Origin of the sequence: Streptomyces sp. NPDC101227 (assembly GCF_044767545.1) — a bacterium.
Lineage (GTDB): Bacteria > Actinomycetota > Actinomycetes > Streptomycetales > Streptomycetaceae > Streptomyces.
In genome coordinates, this window is sequence record NZ_JBIWOD010000009.1 from 293,499 (window position 1) to 313,894 (window position 20,396).

19 protein-coding genes and 3 tRNA genes are annotated in these 20,396 nt (G+C 70.3%); 10 read left to right on the forward strand and 12 right to left on the reverse strand.

All coding sequences use genetic code 11. The features are described 5' to 3' along the window. Nucleotides 1-31 precede the first annotated feature (31 nt). A complete protein-coding gene (locus tag ACIRPT_RS23055) occupies nt 32-1,510 on the forward strand; it encodes a N,N-dimethylformamidase beta subunit family domain-containing protein (RefSeq protein WP_403829910.1) in 1,479 nt (492 codons plus the stop codon). A gap of 228 nt (nt 1,511-1,738) precedes the next feature. Continuing rightward, entirely contained in the window at nt 1,739-2,653 is a 915-nt protein-coding gene (locus ACIRPT_RS23060) for a phosphoribosylaminoimidazolesuccinocarboxamide synthase (RefSeq protein ID WP_403829912.1), read from the forward strand. Between the two features lie 92 nt (nt 2,654-2,745). On the opposite strand, the gene ACIRPT_RS23065 is transcribed toward ACIRPT_RS23060, so the two are convergent. The 8 genes from ACIRPT_RS23065 to ACIRPT_RS23100 all read right to left on the reverse strand — a co-directional run bounded on the left by ACIRPT_RS23065 (nt 2,746) and on the right by ACIRPT_RS23100 (nt 7,589). Then, a tRNA-Gly gene (locus tag ACIRPT_RS23065) sits at nt 2,746-2,818 on the reverse strand. 34 nt (nt 2,819-2,852) lie between these two features. Further along, on the reverse strand, nt 2,853-3,455 hold the full coding sequence (locus ACIRPT_RS23070; RefSeq protein ID WP_403500717.1) for a response regulator transcription factor: 603 nt from the start codon (nt 3,453-3,455) through the stop codon (nt 2,853-2,855). Nucleotides 3,456-3,466: 11 nt separating this feature from the next. Next, nucleotides 3,467-4,768, reverse strand: a complete 1,302-nt coding sequence (locus tag ACIRPT_RS23075; protein WP_403829914.1) for a sensor histidine kinase — start codon at nt 4,766-4,768, stop codon at nt 3,467-3,469. A gap of 58 nt (nt 4,769-4,826) precedes the next feature. After that, nucleotides 4,827-5,645: an ABC transporter permease gene (locus tag ACIRPT_RS23080; RefSeq protein WP_403829918.1), complete on the reverse strand. Its 819-nt coding sequence runs from the start codon at nt 5,643-5,645 to the stop codon at nt 4,827-4,829. After that, complete coding sequence (locus tag ACIRPT_RS23085) at nt 5,642-6,739, reverse strand: ABC transporter ATP-binding protein (RefSeq protein ID WP_403829920.1); 1,098 nt, start codon at nt 6,737-6,739, stop codon at nt 5,642-5,644. The genes ACIRPT_RS23080 and ACIRPT_RS23085 overlap by 4 nt, the downstream gene beginning before the upstream one ends. Nucleotides 6,740-6,922: 183 nt before the next feature. Continuing rightward, nucleotides 6,923-6,995 (reverse strand) — tRNA-Gly (locus ACIRPT_RS23090). Between the two features lie 75 nt (nt 6,996-7,070). Further along, nucleotides 7,071-7,142: transfer RNA gene (locus ACIRPT_RS23095), tRNA-Gly, on the reverse strand. A 126-nt stretch (nt 7,143-7,268) separates the two neighbouring features. Then, on the reverse strand, nt 7,269-7,589 hold the full coding sequence (locus ACIRPT_RS23100) for an Lsr2 family protein (RefSeq protein ID WP_403500462.1): 321 nt from the start codon (nt 7,587-7,589) through the stop codon (nt 7,269-7,271). A 298-nt stretch (nt 7,590-7,887) separates the two neighbouring features. Between ACIRPT_RS23100 and purS the strand changes: the two genes are divergently transcribed. The 6 genes from purS (at nt 7,888) to ACIRPT_RS23130 (ending at nt 13,498) form a co-directional block, all read left to right on the forward strand. Further along, entirely contained in the window at nt 7,888-8,151 is a 264-nt protein-coding gene (gene purS / locus ACIRPT_RS23105) for a phosphoribosylformylglycinamidine synthase subunit PurS (protein WP_403500465.1), read from the forward strand. After that, nucleotides 8,148-8,828, forward strand: a complete 681-nt coding sequence (gene purQ / locus ACIRPT_RS23110) for a phosphoribosylformylglycinamidine synthase subunit PurQ (RefSeq protein WP_403500468.1) — start codon at nt 8,148-8,150, stop codon at nt 8,826-8,828. The genes purS and purQ overlap by 4 nt, the downstream gene beginning before the upstream one ends. Next, complete coding sequence (purL, locus tag ACIRPT_RS23115; protein ID WP_403829924.1) at nt 8,828-11,077, forward strand: phosphoribosylformylglycinamidine synthase subunit PurL; 2,250 nt, start codon at nt 8,828-8,830, stop codon at nt 11,075-11,077. Before purQ ends, purL begins: the two co-directional genes overlap by 1 nt. A 166-nt stretch (nt 11,078-11,243) precedes the next feature. After that, entirely contained in the window at nt 11,244-11,774 is a 531-nt protein-coding gene (locus ACIRPT_RS23120; RefSeq protein ID WP_403829927.1) for an ArsR/SmtB family transcription factor, read from the forward strand. A 30-nt stretch (nt 11,775-11,804) separates the two neighbouring features. Further along, complete coding sequence (locus ACIRPT_RS23125; RefSeq protein ID WP_403829929.1) at nt 11,805-12,659, forward strand: M23 family metallopeptidase; 855 nt, start codon at nt 11,805-11,807, stop codon at nt 12,657-12,659. 41 nt (nt 12,660-12,700) lie between these two features. Beyond that, a complete protein-coding gene (locus ACIRPT_RS23130) occupies nt 12,701-13,498 on the forward strand; it encodes a sterol carrier family protein (protein ID WP_403829931.1) in 798 nt (265 codons plus the stop codon). Nucleotides 13,499-13,613: 115 nt separating this feature from the next. On the opposite strand, the gene ACIRPT_RS23135 is transcribed toward ACIRPT_RS23130, so the two are convergent. Together ACIRPT_RS23135 and ACIRPT_RS23140 are read right to left on the reverse strand one after the other, a co-directional pair. Further along, nucleotides 13,614-15,134, reverse strand: coding sequence for a sulfatase (locus tag ACIRPT_RS23135; RefSeq protein ID WP_403829933.1), 1,521 nt, complete (start codon nt 15,132-15,134; stop codon nt 13,614-13,616). 235 nt (nt 15,135-15,369) lie between these two features. Beyond that, on the reverse strand, nt 15,370-15,624 hold the full coding sequence (locus ACIRPT_RS23140) for a putative leader peptide (protein WP_403829936.1): 255 nt from the start codon (nt 15,622-15,624) through the stop codon (nt 15,370-15,372). 4 nt (nt 15,625-15,628) lie between these two features. On the opposite strand from ACIRPT_RS23140, the gene purF reads away from it, so the two are divergent. Beyond that, nucleotides 15,629-17,188 (forward strand): amidophosphoribosyltransferase, encoded by a 1,560-nt coding sequence (gene purF, locus ACIRPT_RS23145; protein WP_403500490.1) that lies wholly within the window; start codon nt 15,629-15,631, stop codon nt 17,186-17,188. 34 nt (nt 17,189-17,222) lie between these two features. Then, nucleotides 17,223-18,296, forward strand: a complete 1,074-nt coding sequence (gene purM, locus ACIRPT_RS23150; RefSeq protein WP_403829939.1) for a phosphoribosylformylglycinamidine cyclo-ligase — start codon at nt 17,223-17,225, stop codon at nt 18,294-18,296. Nucleotides 18,297-18,501: 205 nt separating this feature from the next. Here the strand turns inward: purM and ACIRPT_RS23155 are convergent, their stop codons facing one another. Then, complete coding sequence (locus ACIRPT_RS23155) at nt 18,502-18,750, reverse strand: DUF3073 domain-containing protein (protein WP_403829942.1); 249 nt, start codon at nt 18,748-18,750, stop codon at nt 18,502-18,504. Nucleotides 18,751-19,074: 324 nt separating this feature from the next. Continuing rightward, nucleotides 19,075-20,193: a Leu/Phe/Val dehydrogenase gene (locus ACIRPT_RS23160; protein ID WP_403829944.1), complete on the reverse strand. Its 1,119-nt coding sequence runs from the start codon at nt 20,191-20,193 to the stop codon at nt 19,075-19,077. Between the last annotated feature and the right edge of the window lie 203 nt (nt 20,194-20,396).

A 20,396-nucleotide genomic window follows, 5' to 3' on the forward strand; every position in this document is an offset into this window, starting at 1 on the left:
GGGGGACGCGGACGCGGGAGGGGAGCGGAAGGTGGGCACGGAACAGATCAGGCGCTGGGAGTCGGGCGCGCTCGCCCACGCGGTCACGGACCCGTTCGGGCAGGGCCCGCTGCCCTGGCTGCGCGGCAGCGAGAACTACTTCGACTCGGGCCGGGTGGTGCCCTGGTACGTGGACCCCGCCGTCGCCCAGGGCGATCTGCGGGTCCCCGCACCGCGCAAGCACAACGGCCCGCGCACCGCCGATGACGTCCGCCGTCAGATCAAGGGCTTCGCCAGCACCGGCGCGGTGGCCCCCGGCGAGGCCATCGATTTCCGCGTTTCGGTCGATCCCCCGCAGCCGTTCAGCATCGACGTCTACCGCATCGGCCATTACGCGGGGGCCGGCGCCTCCAAGATCACGACCAGCCCGCGGCTGGCCGGCATCGTCCAGCCGGCGCCGCTCACGGTCGACCGCACCATCTCCTGCCACCACTGGTGGCTCTCCTGGCGCCTCCAGGTGCCCGCCTACTGGCAGCTCGGCGCCTACGTCGCCGTCCTGACCACCGCCGACGGCTACCGCTCCCACATCCCCTTCACGGTCCGCGACGACCACCCCGCCGACCTGCTCCTGCTGCTGCCCGACATCACCTGGCAGGCCTACAACCTCTACCCCGAGGACGGCCGCACCGGCGCCAGCCTCTACCACGCCTGGGACGAAAAGGGCGCCCTCCTCGGCGAGCAGGACGCCGCCACCACCGTCTCCTTCGACCGCCCCTACGCCGGCGCCGGACTGCCCCTCCATGTCGGCCACGCCTACGACTTCATCCGCTGGGCCGAGCGCTACGGCTACGACCTCGCCTACGCCGACGCCCGCGATCTGCACGCCGGCCGCGTCGACCCGTCCCGCTACCGCGGCCTGGTCTTCCCCGGCCACGACGAATACTGGTCGGTGCCCATGCGCCGCACCGTCGAGCGCGCCCGCGACACGGGCACCTCCCTGGTCTTTCTCTCCGCCAACACCATGTACTGGCAGGTCGAGCTCTCCCCGTCGCCCTCGGGCCCGGACTCCCTCCTCAACTGCCGCAAACGCCAAGGCCCCGGCCGCCCCGCCCTCTGGCGCGAGAACGGCGACCCCGAGCAGCGTCTGATGGGCATCCAGTACGCGGGCCGGGTGCCCGAACCGGCCCCCCTCGTCGTCCGAAACGGCGACCACTGGCTCTGGGAGGCCACCGGCGCCCACGAAGGCGACGAACTCCCCGGCCTGGTGGCCGGCGAGGCCGACCGCTACTTCCCGCGCACCAGCCTCCCCGAACACACCCGCCGCATCCTGCTCGCCCACTCCCCGTACCGCGACGGCGACGGCGTCATCCGCCACCAGGAGACCTCCCTCTACCGCGCCCCCAGCGGCGCCCTGGTCTTCTCCTCGGGCACCTTCGCCTGGTCCCCGGCCCTGGACCGCCCCGGCCATACGGACCCCCGCATCCAGCGCGCCACGGCCAACCTCCTGGACCGCATCTGCAAGCGGGACTGATCGCCTGCCGTACGGCGCCTGCCGTACGGCGCCTGCCGTCCCTCGCCCTGTCGTACGGCGGCGCCGACGGCGGCCAGGTCTCCGCAGGTCCGGCGCAAAGCCGGGGCCGCACGGCGTCGGCGTCCCGGCCGCCGTCCCCTCCACCCGCCAGGCGACCCTGAGGCGAAGATCCGCTTCCGCATACGCGAGAATCGGACCGACTCCTGGATCAACCTACGCGGAGGCAGCGTGTCCGGTTTCGTAGAAAAGCCCGAGCCCGTGCAGGTCCCGGGGCTCACCCACCTGCACACCGGCAAGGTGCGCGACCTCTACCAGAACGCCGACGGCCAACTGATCATGGTCGCCAGTGACCGGCAGTCCGCGTACGACTGGGTGCTGCCCACCGACATTCCAGACAAGGGCCGCGTCCTCACCAAGCTGTCCCTGTGGTGGTTCGAGCAGCTCGCCGACCTGGCACCCAACCACGTCATCTCCACCGACGTCCCGGCCGGCGCCCCGGCCGACTGGGCCGACCGCACCCTCGTGTGCACCTCGCTGGCCATGGTCCCGGTCGAATGCGTGGCCCGCGGTTACCTCACCGGCTCCGGCCTCGTCGAATACCGGCAGTCCCGTACGGTCTGCGGTCTCCCGCTGCGCGAAGGCCTGGTCGACGGTTCCGAACTCCCCGAGCCGATCTTCACCCCGGCCACCAAGGCCGCCGTCGGCGACCACGACGAGAACGTCTCCTACGAAGAGGTCACCCGCCAGGTCGGCGCCGATGTCGCCGCCGAGCTGCGCCGCACCACCCTCGCCATCTACGGCCGGGCCCGCGACATCGCCCGCGAGCGCGGCATCATCCTGGCCGACACCAAATTCGAGTTCGGCTACGACGAGCGCCCCGGTGGCGAGAGGGTGCTGACCCTCGCCGACGAGGTCCTCACCCCCGACTCCTCCCGCTTCTGGCCGGCCGACGAGTGGGAGCCGGGCCGCGCCCAGCCCTCCTTCGACAAGCAGTTCGTCCGCGACTGGCTGACCTCCCCGGCCGCCGCCTGGGACCGTACGGGCGAGCAGCCGCCGCCCGCCCTCCCGCAGGAGATCGTCGACCGCACCCGCGCCAAGTACATCGAGGCGTACGAACGCCTGACCGGACTGGCCTGGTCCTGACCGGGCCCCCGGCCCTGAGGGGCAGCGGGGCGGCACACGCAAAGACCCCGGTCGACAGGGATGCCGACCGGGGTCTTTGCGTTCTTCCGCTGAGCGGACGACGAGGCTCGAACTCGCGACCTCAACCTTGGCAAGGTTGCGCTCTACCAACTGAGCTACGTCCGCCTGCCCGCCGCCGAAGCGTGCGGTGCGGGGTCCACTATAGCCAACCCCGCTCACGAGCGATGCGCGCCGCCGCATGACGATTCTCCGCGCCCAGCTTCGCGGTGGCCGACGAGAGGTAGTTGCGCACCGTCCCCTGGGACAGCGCGGCCCGCTCCGCGATCTCCGCGACGGGCGCCCCGGCCGCGGCGAATTCCAGCACCTCCGCCTCCCGGACCGTCAGCGGAGAGTCCCCGGCGCTTATCGCATCCGCCGCCAACTCCGGGTCGACATAACGGCTTCCCGCCTGCACGGTACGGATGATCTCCGCCAGCCGCTGCGCCGAGACCGTCTTCGGTACGAACCCCCGCACCCCGGCCTCCAGCGCCCGCTTCAGATGTCCCGGCCGCCCATGACTCGTCACGATCATGGTCCGGCACTCCGGCACGTGCTCCCGCAAAGATGTGGCCACCGCCACACCGTCGGCCCCCGGCATCTGCAGATCCAGCACCGCCACATCCGGCCGGTGCGCCCGCCCCATCGCACTGGCCTCCGGCCCCGAAGCGGCCTCCGCCACCACCAGCAGATCGTCCTCCAGCGACAGCAACGCCGCCAGCGCCCCCCGGATCAGATGCTCGTCATCCGCCAGCAGCACCCGAATCACCCGGTCAGTCACCCGTCACTCACCCCGCCCGCCGCCCCGTCACCCACACCAACAAGGTCACCGTCCCCCGCCGCCCCCAACGGCAGCTCGACCGTCAGCCGATAGCAGCCGTCGAGCCCCGGCCCTGCCACCAAGGTCCCGCCCAGGGGCTCGAGCCGTTCCCGCAGACCCTTGAGTCCATTGCCCGGCGAGGTTTGGAGCACACCCCCCGCCGACGGCGCGACGCCGTCGTTCTCCACCGTCATCACGAGTACCGAGCGCTGCGCATCAATCCGGGTCCGCAACGTGCAGCGACGGACGTCGATGGCATGCCGCAGCACATTCGTGGTGCCCTCGCGGACGACCCAGCCGAGCGCCGACTGTGCCGCCGCCGGCAGCTGCGTACCCTCCTCGCCCTCTATGCGGCAATCCACCCCGGCCGCGCGCAATATCGAGCGCGCCCCGGCCAACTCCGCCTGCAGATCGGCCTTCCGGTACCCGCGCACCACCTCCCGCACCTCCCGCTGCGACTCCTGCGCCACCCGCTGCACCTCCACCATCTGATCGACGGCCTCCGGGCGCTCCCGCCGCGCCAGCTGGACCGCCAGCTCGCTCTTCAGCGCGATCACCGCCAGATTCCGGCCCATCACGTCATGCAGATCCCGGCCGAACCTCAGCCGTTCCTCGGCAACCGCGAGGCGCGCCTGGGCGCTGCGCGCCCTGTCCAGCTCCCAGAACATGGAAAGCAGCCACCCCGTCGGCCGCGCTATCACGAAGCTCCAGATCCCGCCGAACAGCACGATGGCCGCGAGTCCCAGCCCGCCTCCCCACTCCTGCGTCCCCAGACCGGCGAGCACCATGAGCGCCGCGGCCACGCCGACCAGTGATGCCAGATATTTCCGCTTCGACATCACCAGGCTGCACGCCAGGCAGAACAGCGCGGGGATCGCGATCGCCGCCAGCATCATGGCGACCAGATCGTCTTTGGCCCACTCTCTCCTGACCACGACGACCGCGAACACACAGACCTCGGCAACGACGGTCAGCGCGCCCGAAACGACCAGCAGCCGCGCCGGTGTCGGCCCCTGCTTGAGATAGCGCCCCAACGCACGGTCCAACAGCCGGATCATCAGGAGCCCCTGTGCCACGGTCAGCCCCAGCGCGAGGCCGGCCAGGGCCAGGGGCAAGGGCCTGCCACCGGCCTGGCCGAGCACCGGCGCCACGGCGGCGAGCACCATCAGCCAGGGGATGAGGTACAGCGACCAGCGGCAGTAGAAGTCGACCTGGGAAAACCGCGTCCGCGCCTGCCATTTCGCCCGTACACGTCCCATCACGCGGCCCCGCCCCCGTCGTCCCGATCTCCGTACGCCCGCTGGTCGCCGTACGCCCTCAGCGCCGCGGCTCCCAGCGGAACCACCGCCGCACAGCAAACACCGCGACTCCCGCCCACGCCAATCCAAGGACCAGCTGCTTCAGGGTGTCCCCGGGATCCGCTCCGCCGTTCCAGCCGGCGCGTATCAGCTCCATCGCCGGTGACAGCGGCAGCAGTTCAAGTACGGAGGCGATCCGGTCCGGCAGGATCTCCAGCGGAACGACCATTCCGGACCCGCCCAGCGACAGCATCATCAACGGCAGCACCACCAGCTGGGAGGCCTCGGTCGTCCTGGCGAGGGCGGACGACACCGCGGCGAACGCCACGACCACGACCAACCCGATCAGGATCCCGGCGATCAGCAGATCCGGGGAGTCGGGCGGCTCGACATCCAGCGTCGCCGAGCCCAGGACGACGAGCAGCGCACACTGCACCATCCCCAGCAACGCCGACGGCATCGCCATCCCGGCGAGTATTTCCAGGTCCCGCAGCTCGCCGGTGCGCAGCCGCTTGAGAACCAGCTCCTCGCGGCGCGCGACATAGGCGCCGGTCATGTTCGAGTAGACGCCGAAGAGCAGGACATAGCCGAGCGTCGCGGGCAACAGGGCCGCGGCCACCGACAGCCCCATACCCGAAAGGTCCATTCCGCCGAGCGCCGGTTTCATGGCGAACGCCAGCGTGACGGGCATGATCAGCGTCATGAACAGCGCGGTTTTGTTACGGCCGAGAAGCGTGAACTCCGCCCGTCCGAGGGCGAGTAGCCGGGCCCCGGCGCCGGTTTCCGTGCGCCGTTCCCAGCACTCTTCCGCATCGGCGGCGCATACCGTCGCGCTCATACGCCCACCACTCCTTCAGCCATCTCCTTCTCCTTCTCCTTGCCCATCTCGCTCTCCTTCTCCGCTCGCTTGGCGATGCCCAGAAATGCCTCTTCGAGGGATGCGGATCTGACATCCAGGCCGCGCAGCGTTATCCCCTTGCCCTGCGCCCACACCAGCACTCCGGTGGCGGCCCGCTGCAATTCGTCGGTCCGCAGCCGGACCGTGCGGCCGGCCGTCTCGTGCCCGATCACGCCCAGCTCTCCCAGCGGCGGAAGATCCCCCGGTGCGAACCCGTCGGGAAGCTCGAAGGAAATGTGCGAGGGCTGCGTGGCCACCACTTCCGCGACCCGTCCGGCCGCGGCTATCCGGCCCTTGTGCATGATCGCGAGCCGGTCCGCCAGCTCCTCGGCCTCTTCCAGGTAGTGCGTGGTCAGCACGACCGTCGTCCCGCCGTCGCGCAGCTCCCGCACCAACCTCCAGGTCTCGTGCCGCGCTTCGGTGTCCAGCCCGGTCGTCGGTTCGTCGAGGAACAGGACCTCGGGCCGTCCCAGCAGGGCCAGCGCGAGATCCAGCCGCCGCCGCTCGCCCCCGGAGAGCTGTTTGACCCGGACATCCGCCCGCCGCGCCAGCCCCACCAGCTCGAGGGACTCGCCGACCGGCCGTGCCCCGCTGGTGCACCCCGCCCACATCTTCAGCGTCTCGGCGGACGTGAGCTCGGAGGGGAAGCCGCCCTCCTGCAACATGACGCCGATGCGCGGCCGCACCTTCCGCCGCTCGGTGAACGGGTCGTGGCCGAGCACTCGCACCCGTCCCGCGGTCGGCGCCGCCAGCCCCTCCAGCAGTTCCACCGTGGAGGTCTTGCCCGCGCCGTTCGTCCCCAGCAGCGCGAACAGCTCCCCGCGGCCGACGGAGAAGTCGATTCCGCGCACCGCCTCGAAGGCTTTCCGCGTGCCCGAGCGCCGGCCGGCGGCGCCGTACCGTCTGCGCAGGCCCGTGACATCGATCACGTCGGCGTCCGAAGAGCCGGACTTTCCGGCACCGCCGAGGCCGACACCCCCGTGGCCGGCACCGCCGTGGCCGGAAAGTCCGCTGATGTGCTCCCCGAAGTTCATGTGTCCAGCGTTCCGCCGCCGCCGCGCTTCCGGCAGTGCGTCGTGTCATCGCAGCTGATGACAAATGTCAGTTGCGCGGGGGCAGTAGCGGGGAAGGGGATGCCGGGCAGCCGGGTAAGCCGGGCGAGCAAACGGGAAAACGAAGAAGGCCCCGGTCTCGATGACCGGGGCCTTCTTTCTTTGAGCGGACGACGAGGCTCGAACTCGCGACCTCAACCTTGGCAAGGTTGCGCTCTACCAACTGAGCTACGTCCGCAGGCATCCACTCGGCTTTCACCGAGCGGCGCGACAGCTACTCTACCTGATCCAAAGGAGAGGTAGAGACTGTCAGAGCGGGTGACAGGGATTGCACACTGCGCCTCCCCCTTGGAAAGGGGGCGCTCTACTACTGAGCTACACCCGCGTGACTCCGTGAGGTTCGGCCTTTCGGCCTCGCCCCTCGGCGTGCTCCAGACTCTAGCTGATCAGTAGGGGTGCTGTGCAAGTCGGCTGCACGCGGCCGCAGGGTGCCGGCAAGTTGGCGACCTGATTAGCAGTTGGCGGCGTTGAAAGCCTCGTAGACCTTCTTGGGGATCCGGCCGCGCGGGGGGACGTCCATCTGGTGGGAACGGGCCCAGGCCCGGACCGCCGCGGGGTCGGGGTTCACCGCGGTCCGGTGGTAGGCCTTCCCGGACTTCGCCCGCTTGCGGCCGGCCTCGACGAACGGGGCGAGCGCACCGCGCAGTTTCTTCGCATTGGCGGGATTGAGGTCGATCTCGTACGACTTCCCGTCCAATCCGAAGGCGACCGTCTCTGCGGCTTCTCCGCCGTCGATGTCATCGGAGAGCGTTACTACTACGCGCTGCGCCACGGATATCGGTCCTTTCGTGCAGCAACCCCGTGTTGACATGGGGTGATGCTGCAGATCCGGCTGATTGGGATCAATGCTTTTTCATTTGTACAGCGATGGGCATTGCATTGTGAAGCCCAGTTAATTTTCTCAGCGTGTCCCCCGCAATCCGGACTCTAGATCTTTTCAAGGATTTTTCTTGGCGCGCACTCCGGCCGATACCGGACCGTGATGGGCGTCCAGGATATCTATGCGCGTAGATTTTCGAACGGGGTACTGTGAGGACACCGCCTTACGCACCACACCACCGGGAGTGCCAGTGGCACGCGTCGTAGTCGACGTCATGCTCAAGCCGGAGATCCTCGACCCGCAGGGGCAGGCGGTGCAGCGCGCACTGCCACGCCTGGGATTCGAGGGGATCGCCGACGTCCGTCAGGGCAAGCGTTTCGAACTCGAGGTGGAGGGTCCCGTCGACGACGCCGCCCTCGCTCGCATCCACGAGATGGCCGAGACCTTCCTCGCAAACACCGTTATCGAAGACTTCACCGTTCACGTCGATGAGACCGCCGGGGCCGGGTCATGACCGCTCGTATTGGGGTCATTACCTTCCCCGGCACGCTCGACGACCGCGACACCCAGCGCGCGGTCCGAGTGGCCGGAGCCGAAGCGGTGCCGCTGTGGCACCGCGACAAGGATCTCAAGCAGGTCGACGCCGTGGTGCTGCCCGGCGGCTTTTCCTACGGCGACTACCTGCGGGCCGGGGCCATCTCCCGTTTCTCGCCGGTGATGGAGACCGTTATCGAGCAGGCCAGGGCCGGTATGCCGGTGCTGGGTATCTGTAACGGCTTCCAGGTGCTCACCGAGACCCACCTGCTGCCCGGCGCCATGCTGCGCAACAACCATCTGCACTTCATCTGCCGCGACCAGAAGCTGCGGGTGGAGAACGCGGACACCGCCTGGACCACCGATTACACGGCCGGCCAGGAGATCTCCGTACCGCTGAAGAACATCGACGGACGCTACGTCGCCGACGAGCGCACGCTCGACATGCTGGAGGCGGAGGGCCGGGTCGCTTTCCGCTACCTGGACACGAACCCCAACGGCTCCCTCCGGGACATCGCCGGCATCACCAATGAGGCGGGCAATGTCGTCGGCCTGATGCCGCACCCCGAGCACGCCGTCGAGCCGCTGATCGGTACGGGCCGTACCGACGGCCTCGGATTCTTCACCTCGATCCTGAAGAAGCTGGTCAACGCCTGATGACTCTGGACACCGTCAAGCACGCGGCACAGACGCCGGACACCGACCAGCCGTGGGCCGAGCTGGGCCTGAAGCAGGACGAGTACGAGCGGATCCGGGAGATCCTGGGCCGGCGTCCCACGGGCGCCGAACTCGCCATGTACTCGGTCATGTGGTCCGAGCACTGCTCCTACAAGAGCAGCAAGGTCCATCTGAAGCAGTTCGGCGAGAAGGCCCCGGAGAACGACGCCCTCCTCGTCGGCATCGGTGAGAACGCCGGCGTCGTCGACGTCGGCCAGGGGTACGCGGTCACCTTCAAGGTGGAGTCGCACAACCACCCCTCGTACATCGAGCCCTACCAGGGCGCGGCCACCGGCGTCGGCGGCATCGTCCGCGACATCCTCGCGATGGGTGCCCGGCCGGTCGCCGTCATGGACCCGCTGCGGTTCGGCGCGGCCGACCACCCCGACACCAAGCGGGTGCTCCCCGGTGTCGTCGCGGGCATCGGCGGCTACGGCAACTGCCTGGGCCTGCCCAACATCGGCGGCGAGGTCGTCTTCGACCCCTGCTACCAGGGAAACCCGCTGGTCAACGCGCTCTGCGTGGGCGTGATGAAGCACGAGGACATCCACCTCGCCAAGGCGTCCGGCGCCGGCAACAAGGTCATCCTCTACGGGGCCCGTACGGGCGGCGACGGCATCGGCGGCGTCTCCGTACTGGCGTCGGAGACCTTCGACGACACCAAGCCCACCAAGCGGCCGGCCGTCCAGGTGGGCGACCCCTTCCAGGAGAAGCTGCTCATCGAGTGCACCCTGGAGATCTTCAGGGAAGACCTCGTCGACGGCATCCAGGACCTCGGCGGCGCCGGGCTCTCCTGCGCCACCAGCGAGCTGGCCAGCGCCGGCTCGGGCGGTATGCGCGTCGAGCTGGACACCGTCCCGCTGCGCGACTCCTCCCTCTCGCCCGAGGAAATCCTCATGAGCGAGTCGCAGGAGCGGATGTGCGCGATCGTCGAGCCCAAGAACGTCGACCGCTTCCTGGAGATCTGCGAGAAGTGGGACGTCATCGCGACCGCCATCGGTGAGGTGACGGACGGCTCGCAGCTGGAGATCTTCTGGCACGGCGAGCAGATCGTGGACGTACCGCCGCGTTCCGTCGCCCATGAGGGCCCGACCTACCACCGGCCGTACGCGCGCCCGGACTGGCAGGACGCCCTCCAGGCGGACGACGCCGCGAAGCTGGCGCGCCCGGCGAACGCCGACGAGCTGCGGGCGCAGGTCCTCAAGCTGGTGGCCTCGCCCAACCAGGCGTCCAAGGCGTGGATCACCGACCAGTACGACCGGTTCGTGCAGGGCAACACCGTGCTCGCGCAGCCGGAGGACTCCGGCATGGTGCGCATCGACGAGGACTCCGACCTCGGCGTCGCGGTGGCCACCGACGGCAACGGCCGGTACGCCAAGCTCGACCCGTACACGGGCGCGCAGCTGGCGCTGGCCGAGGCGTACCGCAATGTCGCCGCCTCCGGTGCCAAGCCGCTCGCCGTCTCCGACTGCCTGAACTTCGGCTCGCCCGAGGACCCTGCGGTCATGTGGCAGTTCGCCGAGGCCACCCGTGGTCTCGCCGACGCCTGCCAGACGCTGGGCACGCCCGTCACCGGCGGCAATGTCTCGCTCTACAACCAGACCGGCGACGTGGCGATCCACCCGACGCCCGTGGTCGCGGTGCTGGGCGTGATCGACGACGTGAACCGCCGTACGCCGATGGCGTTCGCGGACGAGGGCCAGCTGATCTACCTCCTGGGTGACACCCGGGAGGAGCTGGGCGGCTCGGCCTGGTCGCAGGTGGTGCACGACCATCTCGGTGGTCTGCCGCCGAAGGTCGATCTGGCCCGTGAGCAGCTGCTGGCCGAGATCCTCATCTCGGCCTCGCGCGACGGCATGGTCGACGCGGCGCACGACCTCTCCGACGGTGGCCTGATCCAGGCGCTGGTGGAGTCGTGCGTGCGGGGCGGCAAGGGTGCGCGTCTGGTGGTGCCCGACGGCATCGACCCGTTCGTCTTCCTCTTCTCGGAGTCGGCGGGCCGGGCGATCGTGGCCGTGCCGCGCAGCGAGGAGATCCGCTTCACGGACATGTGCGGTGCGCGGGGGCTGCCGGCCACCCGTATCGGTGTGATCGACGGCGAAGAAATCGACGTCCAGGGGCAGTTCGGCATCCCGCTGAGCGAGCTGAAGGACGCGCATGAGGGGACGATCCCGAACCTGATCGCCTGATCGACGATGGCGTCCCGGCTCGCCCGGGACCAGCACGAACAGCCAGCCGCAACGGCCCGCCGGTACGCCCGGCGGGCCGTTGCGGCTGTTCGGCTGCCGGTCGGTCCGGCCCAAGGCCCACAGGCGATCGCTTGCCAGAGATTACGTAATTACGTAATCTCTCATCATGGATCTTGAGCGGCGCGTCGCCGAGCTGGAGCGTCGCCTGGCCGCGCTGGAGGAGGCTGCCGGGCAAGCACCTGACCGGGGGGCGGCCGTCCCCTCGCCGAAGCGCGAGCCGGACGACGAGTTCTGGGCCCTGCACGGTCTGAAGGACCAGCTCGCCGGGCTGGGCGCCGACAACGGCGGGGTGCTGTTCACCGGCGCCGTACGGACACCGACCGGCAAGCGCTACGAATGGCAGTACGGCCTGGTCACCGACACCGTGCTGGAAGGTGACTGGGCGGATGCGGCCGAGTCGTTCGCGGCGCTCGGCCAGCCCGTACGGCTGCGGCTGCTGCGCGAGATCCTCGGTGGCCGCTGCACCGCCGCCGAGCTCACCGAGCTCGACGGCACGGGCACCACCGGCCAGATCTACCACCACCTGCGGCAGCTGACCGCCGCCGGCTGGCTGCACACGGCCGCCCGCGGCCGCTACGAGGTGCCGGCCGACCGGGTCGTACCGCTGCTGGTGATGCTGACCGCCGCCGGGCGCTGACGCCGCCCGGCCGACTCCAGGGGGAACGAAATGACGTCCAGGTCCCAGAGCCTGCGCAAGATATCCGGGCCTGCCGCCCGCGTCTGCCTGCTGGTCTACGTGGTGATGGTGGTCGCGAGCTTCGTCGCCGACTTCCCCTATTGGTGGACGTGGATCCCGCTCGGCCTGTGGGTGCTGATCGGCTTCGGTGTGAACCGCCGGACGGCCCGCGCGGACGAGGGGCCGGTGACCGGCTCCGCCGCCGAAGCGGTGGAGATCGCCGTGCCGGTCACCGGCCGCTGGAAGGCCCTGAACAGCCCGGCCGACAAGGTCCCCAGCCATGGCACGCGGGCCTACGGGCAGGCGTACGCCATCGACATCGCGGCGGAGCCGGACGGGGTCGCCCGGCCCGGTTTCGGCTGGTGGCCGCTTGCCCGGCGCAGCGAGGCGTTCCCGGCCTTCGGCGCGGAGCTGCTCGCCGTCGCCGATGCCACCGTCGTCCGCGCCGAGGACGGCCAGCGTGATCACCTCAGCCGGACGTCCTGGCTCGCGCTCCTCTACTTCTTCGTCGTCGAGGCCATCGTCCGCTCACTGGGCGGCGCCCGCCGGGTGATCGGCAACCATGTGATCCTCGACCTGGGCGAGGGCACCTACGCGCTCTACGCCCATGTGCAGCGCGGCTCGCTCACCGTCCGCCCGGGCGACCGGGTGCGCACCGGGCAGACCCTCGGCCGGTGCGGCAACTCCGGAAACAGCACCGAGCCGCACGTCCACTTCCAGCTCATGGACGCCGCCGACCCGGACTCCGCGAACGGCACCCCGTTCACCTGGCGGGGCATCGGTGTCCCGCGCAACGGCGAGACGTTCGAGGCGGCCGGGACGCCGGCGGCGGCGCCCGGCGCCTGAATCCGGGGGCGGCTGTCAGTGGTGCCGCATACGCTGATCGCATGTCATCTGCCGCCCGCAAGCCGCGCGTTCGCCAGTACGACCCGAAGAAGACCCGTGCCGCCGTCACGGCCCAGCTCGAGCAGGTCCGGCGGGCAGTGGCGGGTCTCGGGCCTGAGCAGTTCGCGCTGCCGACCCGGCTCGGGGACTGGACCGTGCGGGATCTGGTGGCGCATCTGGCCATGGCGGTCGGCAGCGTGGCGCGGAATCTGCGGGAGCCGGCCCCGCCGCGGGTGGCGACCGAGCTGCTGGACTGGCCGTTCGCGACCGCTCCGGTGGCCGCCGGGATCGACGCCGACACCCGCGCCCTGGCCGCGGCCCACGACCCGTACGAGCTGCTCACGCACACCGCCGAGGAGCTGACCGAGGCGCTGCCGGGGGCCGCCGATGACCGGATCCTGACCACCCGCGTCGGTGCCATGCGGCTGGCGGACTACCTCGTCACCCGGTGCATCGAGCTCGTGGTGCACACCGACGACCTGGCGGCGGCGACCGGCGCGGAGATCCCGTACGACCGGCAGGCCCAGGCGATAACCACCCGGCTGCTGGCCGACGCCCTGGCCGTCAAGGCGCCCGGCGGCTCGGTGGAGGTGCGGGTGCCGCCGTTCGCGGTGGTGCAGTGCGTCGAGGGCCCCAAGCACACCCGCGGCACGCCGCCGAACGTCGTCGAGACCGACCCGCTGACCTGGATCCGGCTGGCCACCGGACGGACGACCTGGGCCGTGGCACTGGACGCTGCGCACGTCAGCGCCAGCGGGGAGCGGGCCGACATCGGCGGGCAGCTGCCGGTGATGAGCTGAGCGGGGAGCCGGGACCGGGGAGCGGGGAGCCGGGACCGGGTGGTCGGCCCGGCCTCCGGCCCCGCCCCGCCCGGTGGCGCGGTCCCCGGCCCGCTCCGCGGCCCGGCCGTCGGCGTCAGACCTTCGGATACGGCAGCAGGTCCTTGTCCACCGCCTCCCACGCCGCCCGCAGCCACCCCAGCAGCTGTTTCTCGACCGCCGCCTTGTCGGCCTGCTCGCGGGGATCGTTCGTCACGTCGAAAAGCCGGTCCGTGCCGTCCTTACCCCGGTAGTACTTCCAGTCGCCGCGGCGCAGCGCCCGCTCGCCGCGCACCCGCCAGAACAGATCGCGCTCGGCGAGCCGCTCACCGCGCAGCAGATAGCCCGCCAGGCTCGTACCGTCCAGCGGGTAGGCGCGGTCCGGGCGGGCCCCCGCGACCTCCAGCAGGGTCGCCGTCCAGTCCGGCGTGAACACCGGCTCATGGCTGACCTGGCCGCCGTCGAGCCGCGACGGCCAGCGCACGATCGTCGGCACCCGGATGCCGCCCTCCCGGAGCGAGGCCTTGTTCCCGGACAGCGGCCAGTTGTACGACCACCGTTCGCCGCCGTTGTCGCTGGCGAAGAAGACGAGGGTGTCCTCCTCCTGGCCGGAGTGCTCGAGGGCGGCCAGCACCTCCCCGACCGAGCGGTCGAGGTCCTCGACCATCTCCCGGTACTTCGCCAGCGAGCCGCCGTCCTGGTGCCACAGCGCGCCCGGCTCGCCCGCCTTGATACGGCGGACGATCTTCGCGCTCTCCTCCTCGTCGCCGTCCGCGATCCACGGCCAGTGGGGAGTGGTGAAGTTCAGATTGAGCAGCCAGGGCCGGTCCGGGCGGCGCCCCGCACCGTCCCGCCGGCCCGCCTCCGTGAGGTGGCCGACCGCCCGCTCGGTGATGATCCGCGTGTAATAGCGCAGGTCCTTGTACTGGGCGTCGCCCTCGTAGAGGTCGTACTCGCTGGCGAGTCCCAGCTTCGAGTAGTACTCCAGCGCCCCGCCGAAGTTCCCGAAGAAGGTGTCCCAGCCCGACTTGGTGGGGCTGTAGTCCGGCAGATAGCCGCAGTGCCATTTGCCGATCAGCGCCGTCGTATAGCCCGCGTCGCGCAACAGGGAGGCGAGGGTGGGGTGGCCGGGGGCGAGGCCGACGCCCTTGTCGGCGATGGGTTCGGCGAGGCCGCCCTTGGTACGGCCCGGATAGCGGCCGGTGTAGAGGGAGAAGCGGGTGGGGGAGCAGGTCGCGGAGCCCGCGTAGGCCTGGGTGAAGCGGACGCCCTGGCGCGCCAGCCGGTCCAGGTGAGGGGTGCGGATGTCCGGTGAGCCGTACGAGGAAAGGTCCGCCCAGCCCAGGTCGTCGCCCAGGATGAAGAGGATGTTGGGGCGGCGCGAGTGGCGGCCGGGGGCGGCGCGGAACGCCCGCTCGCGGGTCCCCGGCAGCTCGGCGGCGGCCGCGCCGGGTGCGCCCGCCACGGTGCCGAGCCCGCCCACGGCGGCCGCGGCACCCACGCCGCCGGCCAGACCGCCGAAGGCCCGTCTCGACAGGAGGTTCCCTGCCGAGGACGCCGGGACGGAGCTGTCGGACTTTTCGGGCGCGGAGGGGCGAGAAGGGTCGACGGAAGACATCGGTGCGGCTCTCCAGAGAGGTCGTGATGGGCCGTGATGCGGCGCGTCGGCCCCCGGGGACGGCGGCGGGCAGGGGTGCGTCGCGTATCTCACACGGGCGGGACAGGAGGAAAAGCGGCATAAGCCGCATCAAAGGTGAACCCGTCATCCCGGGCGAGTGGGGAAAGCTGAGGGAAGGCGCAGTTCAGAGGGGGTAACGCCAGCGTCCGAGGAGGGGCTTCGCTACCCGTGGCTACTACGCGGAAGCGGAGCGACAGAGGGCGCCGGCGACGCGACCGAGGTCGACGTGGCGGCGCCGCACCAGGGGCCGCGCGAGGCGGTGCACCCGGCGGCACACCAGGTGCGCCAAGGGCTGCGGGGTCTGCATGGGCAGAAATCCTGGCCGTGATCGCGTGGCCGCGTCAAGCACGCTTAACGCTGCGTTCATGCACTCATCCAGGTTCGGGGACGTCCCCGGTTCGGATGAATCCGCGACCTGCCCTAGACTCATTGACGTGCCACGTGGTGACGGACGACTCAACCACGACCTGCTCCCCGGCGAGAAGGGCCCCCAGGACGCTTGCGGCGTCTTCGGTGTCTGGGCTCCGGGTGAAGAGGTCGCCAAACTCACCTATTTCGGGCTGTATGCGCTGCAGCACCGTGGACAGGAGTCCGCGGGCATCGCGGTGAGCAACGGCTCCCAGATCCTCGTCTTCAAGGACATGGGCCTGGTCTCCCAGGTCTTCGACGAGACTTCCCTCGGCTCCCTCCAGGGCCATATCGCCGTGGGCCATGCCCGCTACTCCACCACCGGTGCCTCGGTGTGGGAGAACGCCCAGCCGACGTTCCGTGCGACCGCGCACGGCTCGATCGCGCTCGGCCACAACGGCAACCTGGTGAACACCGCCGAGCTGGCCGAGATGGTCGCCGCGCTGCCCCGCGAGGGCGGCCGCGCGACGCAGGTCGCGGCCACCAACGACACCGACCTGGTGACGGCCCTGCTGGCCGGCCAGGTGGACGAGGACGGCAAGCCGCTGACCGTGGAGGAAGCCGCGCCCCGCGTGCTCCCCAAGGTCAAGGGCGCCTTCTCGCTCTGCTTCATGGACGAGCACACGCTCTACGCCGCCCGCGACCCGCAGGGCATCCGCCCGCTGGTCCTGGGCCGACTGGAGCGCGGCTGGGTGGTGGCCTCCGAGACGGCCGCCCTCGACATCTGCGGCGCCAGCTTCATCCGGGAGATCGAGCCCGGTGAGATGGTCGCCATCGATGAGAACGGCCTGCGCAGCAGCCGTTTCGCCGAGGCCCGCCCCAAGGGCTGTGTCTTCGAGTACGTCTACCTCGCCCGCCCGGACACCGACATCGCCGGCCGCAATGTGTACCTCTCCCGGGTGGAGATGGGCCGCAAGCTGGCCGCCGAGGCGCCGGCCGACGCCGACCTGGTGATAGCGACGCCGGAGTCCGGCACGCCCGCCGCGGTCGGTTACGCCGAGGCCAGCGGCATTCCGTACGGCTCCGGCCTGGTCAAGAACTCCTACGTCGGCCGGACCTTCATCCAGCCGTCGCAGACCATCCGCCAGCTCGGTATCCGCCTCAAGCTCAACCCGCTCAAGGAAGTCATCCGCGGCAAGCGCCTGGTGGTCGTCGACGACTCGATCGTCCGCGGCAACACCCAGCGCGCGCTGGTCCGGATGCTTCGCGAGGCCGGCGCCCTCGAGGTCCACATCCGGATCTCGTCCCCGCCGATCAAGTGGCCGTGCTTCTTCGGCATCGACTTCGCCACCCGCGCGGAGCTGATCGCCAACGGCCTGAGCGTGGACGAGATCGGCAAGTCGCTGGGCGCCGATTCCCTGGCGTACATCTCCATCGACGGCATGATCGAGGCGACCACGATCGCCAAGCCGAACCTGTGCCGCGCCTGCTTCGACGGCGAATACCCGATGGAGCTGCCGGATCCGGAGCTGCTGGGCAAGCACCTCCTGGAGACGGAGACCGCCGCGCCGACGAAGTCCGACGTGGACGGCGTCCAGACGCTCACGGCCGGGGTCGGCGGCGCCGACGCGCTGCGTCGCCCGTAGAGCTCGTACACACCCGAAACGAAAGTTCTCAGCCATGTCCGCTGATTCCTCCGCCGGTGCCAGTTACGCGAGTGCGGGCGTCGACATCGAAGCCGGCGACCGCGCCGTGGACCTGATGAAGGAGTGGGTGAAGAAGGCCACCCGCCCCGAGGTCGTCGGCGGGCTCGGCGGCTTCGCCGGGCTCTTCGACGCGTCCGCCCTCAAGCGATACGAGCGCCCGCTGCTGGCCTCGGCCACGGACGGGGTCGGCACCAAGGTCGACATCGCCCGCAAGATGGGCGTCTACGACACCATCGGCCACGACCTCGTGGGCATGGTCGTCGACGACCTGGTCGTCTGCGGCGCCGAGCCGCTGTTCATGACCGACTACATCTGCGTCGGCAAGGTCTACCCCGAGCGGGTCGCGGCGATCGTCAAGGGCATCGCCGAGGGCTGTGTCCTGGCCGGCTGCGCGCTGGTCGGCGGCGAGACCGCGGAGCACCCGGGCCTTCTGGGCGCGGACGAGTTCGACGTGGCCGGCGCCGGTACGGGCGTCGTCGAGGCGGACCGGGTGCTGGGCGCGGATCGCATCCGTACGGGCGACGTGGTGATCGCGATGGCGTCGTCCGGACTTCACTCGAACGGGTACTCGCTGGTCCGCCATGTGCTGTTCGACCGGGCGGGAATGGCCCTGGACCGGGAGATCCCGGAGTTCGGCCGGACGCTCGGCGAGGAACTGCTGGAGCCCACCAAGATCTACTCGCTGGACTGCCTGGCGCTGACCCGTACGACCGAGGTGCACGCCTTCTCGCACATCACCGGCGGCGGGCTCGCGAACAACCTCGCGCGCGTCATCCCGGACGACCTGCACGCCACCGTCGACCGCGCCACCTGGACACCGGGCGCGGTCTTCGACCTGGTCGGCTCGGCGGGCTCCGTCGAGCGGCTGGAGCTGGAGAAGACCCTGAACATGGGCGTCGGCATGATCGCCGTCGTGCCGCAGGAGTCCGCGGACGTCGCCCTGACGACGCTGGCGGACCGCGGCGTGGACGCCTGGGTCAGCGGCGAGATCGTCGAGCGCGGCGACCACGCCGAGGCCGTGACCCTGACCGGCGACTACGCCGGCTGAGCTGAACAGTCGGGCTACGGGGCCGTCGCGAAGGCGGCCCCGGTGGCCTGCTGCGCGCTCATCTCGGCCTCCGCGATCACCCGAGCGGCCGTCGGCGGCCCACGGTCACCTGAGCCTGAGCAGCACAGAACCCGGCCCCGGGCAGTGCCCGGACCGGGTCCATGATGCTTTTCTCGATGACGCGTACGCCTGAGCGTGGAAAGCGTCAGGCGCGACGACGCTGATGCGAGGAGTCGCCCTCGTCCTCGTCGTCATCGTCGTTATACCGATCCGCGTACTGGGCGTACGGGTCGTCGTCCTCGTCATCCTCAAACGGTTCCCCGTTCGGCGGCTGCTGGCTCGACGGCGATGCACCCAGCTCGTCGGCCAGTCGTGAGAGATCGGTCCCACCGCTGCTGTACTTCAGCTGGCGGGCGACCTTTGTCTGCTTGGCCTTGGCCCGGCCGCGCCCCATGGGTCGACCCCCTCAATGACGGAGCCCAATGGCCCCAGAGTCTTGACACGCGTTCATGATTCAGAGCGGGCTCTCGACAGAGAGACCGGCCCGTAGAGCTTTAACGGTACCTGCTTCCGCGGCCATACGGTACGTCGCCCGCATCACCCACCGCTCGGCATGACCTGCGGGTCGCCCTTATCCCGCTGGTCAACTGCGATTTTAACCTGTCCTATACGGCGACCCGCCGACGGGTGGTGAGGGATGTCTCCCCAACCTCCCGCGGCGGGCCGCACAAGGGCACATTTTCGGCCAGAAGATCGTCGTGCCGGTCCTCCGGGCCCCTCAGGCGCGCTTGCCCTCCGCCATCCGCGCCTCGGCGAGCCGGTCGGCGGCCGCCGCCGGCGGAATGCCGTCCGTCTTCGCGCGAGCGAATATCGCCAGCGTGGTGTCGAAGATCTTCGCCGCCTTGGCCTTGCACCGGTCGAAGTCGAATCCGTGCAGCTCATCGGCCACCTGGATGACCCCGCCCGCGTTCACGACGTAGTCCGGGGCGTAGAGGATGCCGCGGTCGGAGAGGTCCTTCTCGACGCCGGGGTGCGCGAGCTGATTGTTGGCCGCGCCGCAGACCACCTTGGCGGTCAGCACCGGGACGGACTCGTCGCTCAGCGCGCCGCCCAGGGCGCACGGTGCGTACACGTCCAGGCCCTCGGTGCGGATCAGCGCCTCGGTGTCCGCGACGGCGGTCACCTGGGGGTGCCGGGCGAGGATCCGGTCCACCGATTCGGAGCGGACGTCCGTGATCACGACCTCGGCGCCGTCCTTGAGGAGGTGCTCGACCAGGTGGTGGCCCACCTTGCCGACGCCCGCGATGCCGACCTTGCGGCCGCGCAGCGTCGGGTCGCCCCACTGGTGCTGGGCCGAGGCCCGCATGCCCTGGAAGACGCCGTAGGCGGTCAGGACGGAGGAGTCGCCGGCGCCGCCGTTCTCGGGGGAGCGGCCGGTGGTCCACTTGTTCGTACGGGCGACGACGTCCATATCGGCGACGTACGTACCGACATCACACGCGGTGACGTAGCGGCCTCCGAGGGACGCCACGAACCGGCCGTAGGCGAGCAGGAGTTCCTCGGTCTTGATCACATCGGGGTCCCCGATGATCACGGCCTTGCCGCCGCCGTGGTCGAGCCCGGCCAGGGCGTTCTTGTACGACATGCCGCGCGAGAGGTTGAGCGCGTCCTGCACGGCCTCCTCTTCGGAGGCGTACGGGTGGAAGCGGGTGCCGCCGAGGGCGGGGCCCAGGGCGGTGCTGTGGAGGGCGATCACGGCCTTGAGGCCGCTGGCACGGTCCTGGCAGAGCACGACCTGTTCATGGCCACCCTGCTCCGATCGGAACAGGCTCTGCAGAACGCCGCTGTCGACGCTGACAGCGGAGGGACGTACGTCAGTCACTGTGGTGACTCCCATAAGTCGCGGAGGACGCCCCCCTGCGGGTGGGGAGGGCCGGTTGTGAAGAGCGTAAGACCTGCGGGGCGGGTTGATCGGCCGGGTGCCGGGGATCACCCCCTCGCGGGGGACGGGCATGGGACGATTTGCCGTATCCCCGGCCGGGTGGGGGCAGACAACTCCTGGTGACGGGCTTGTCTTTGAATGCAGTGAACGTACGTTGA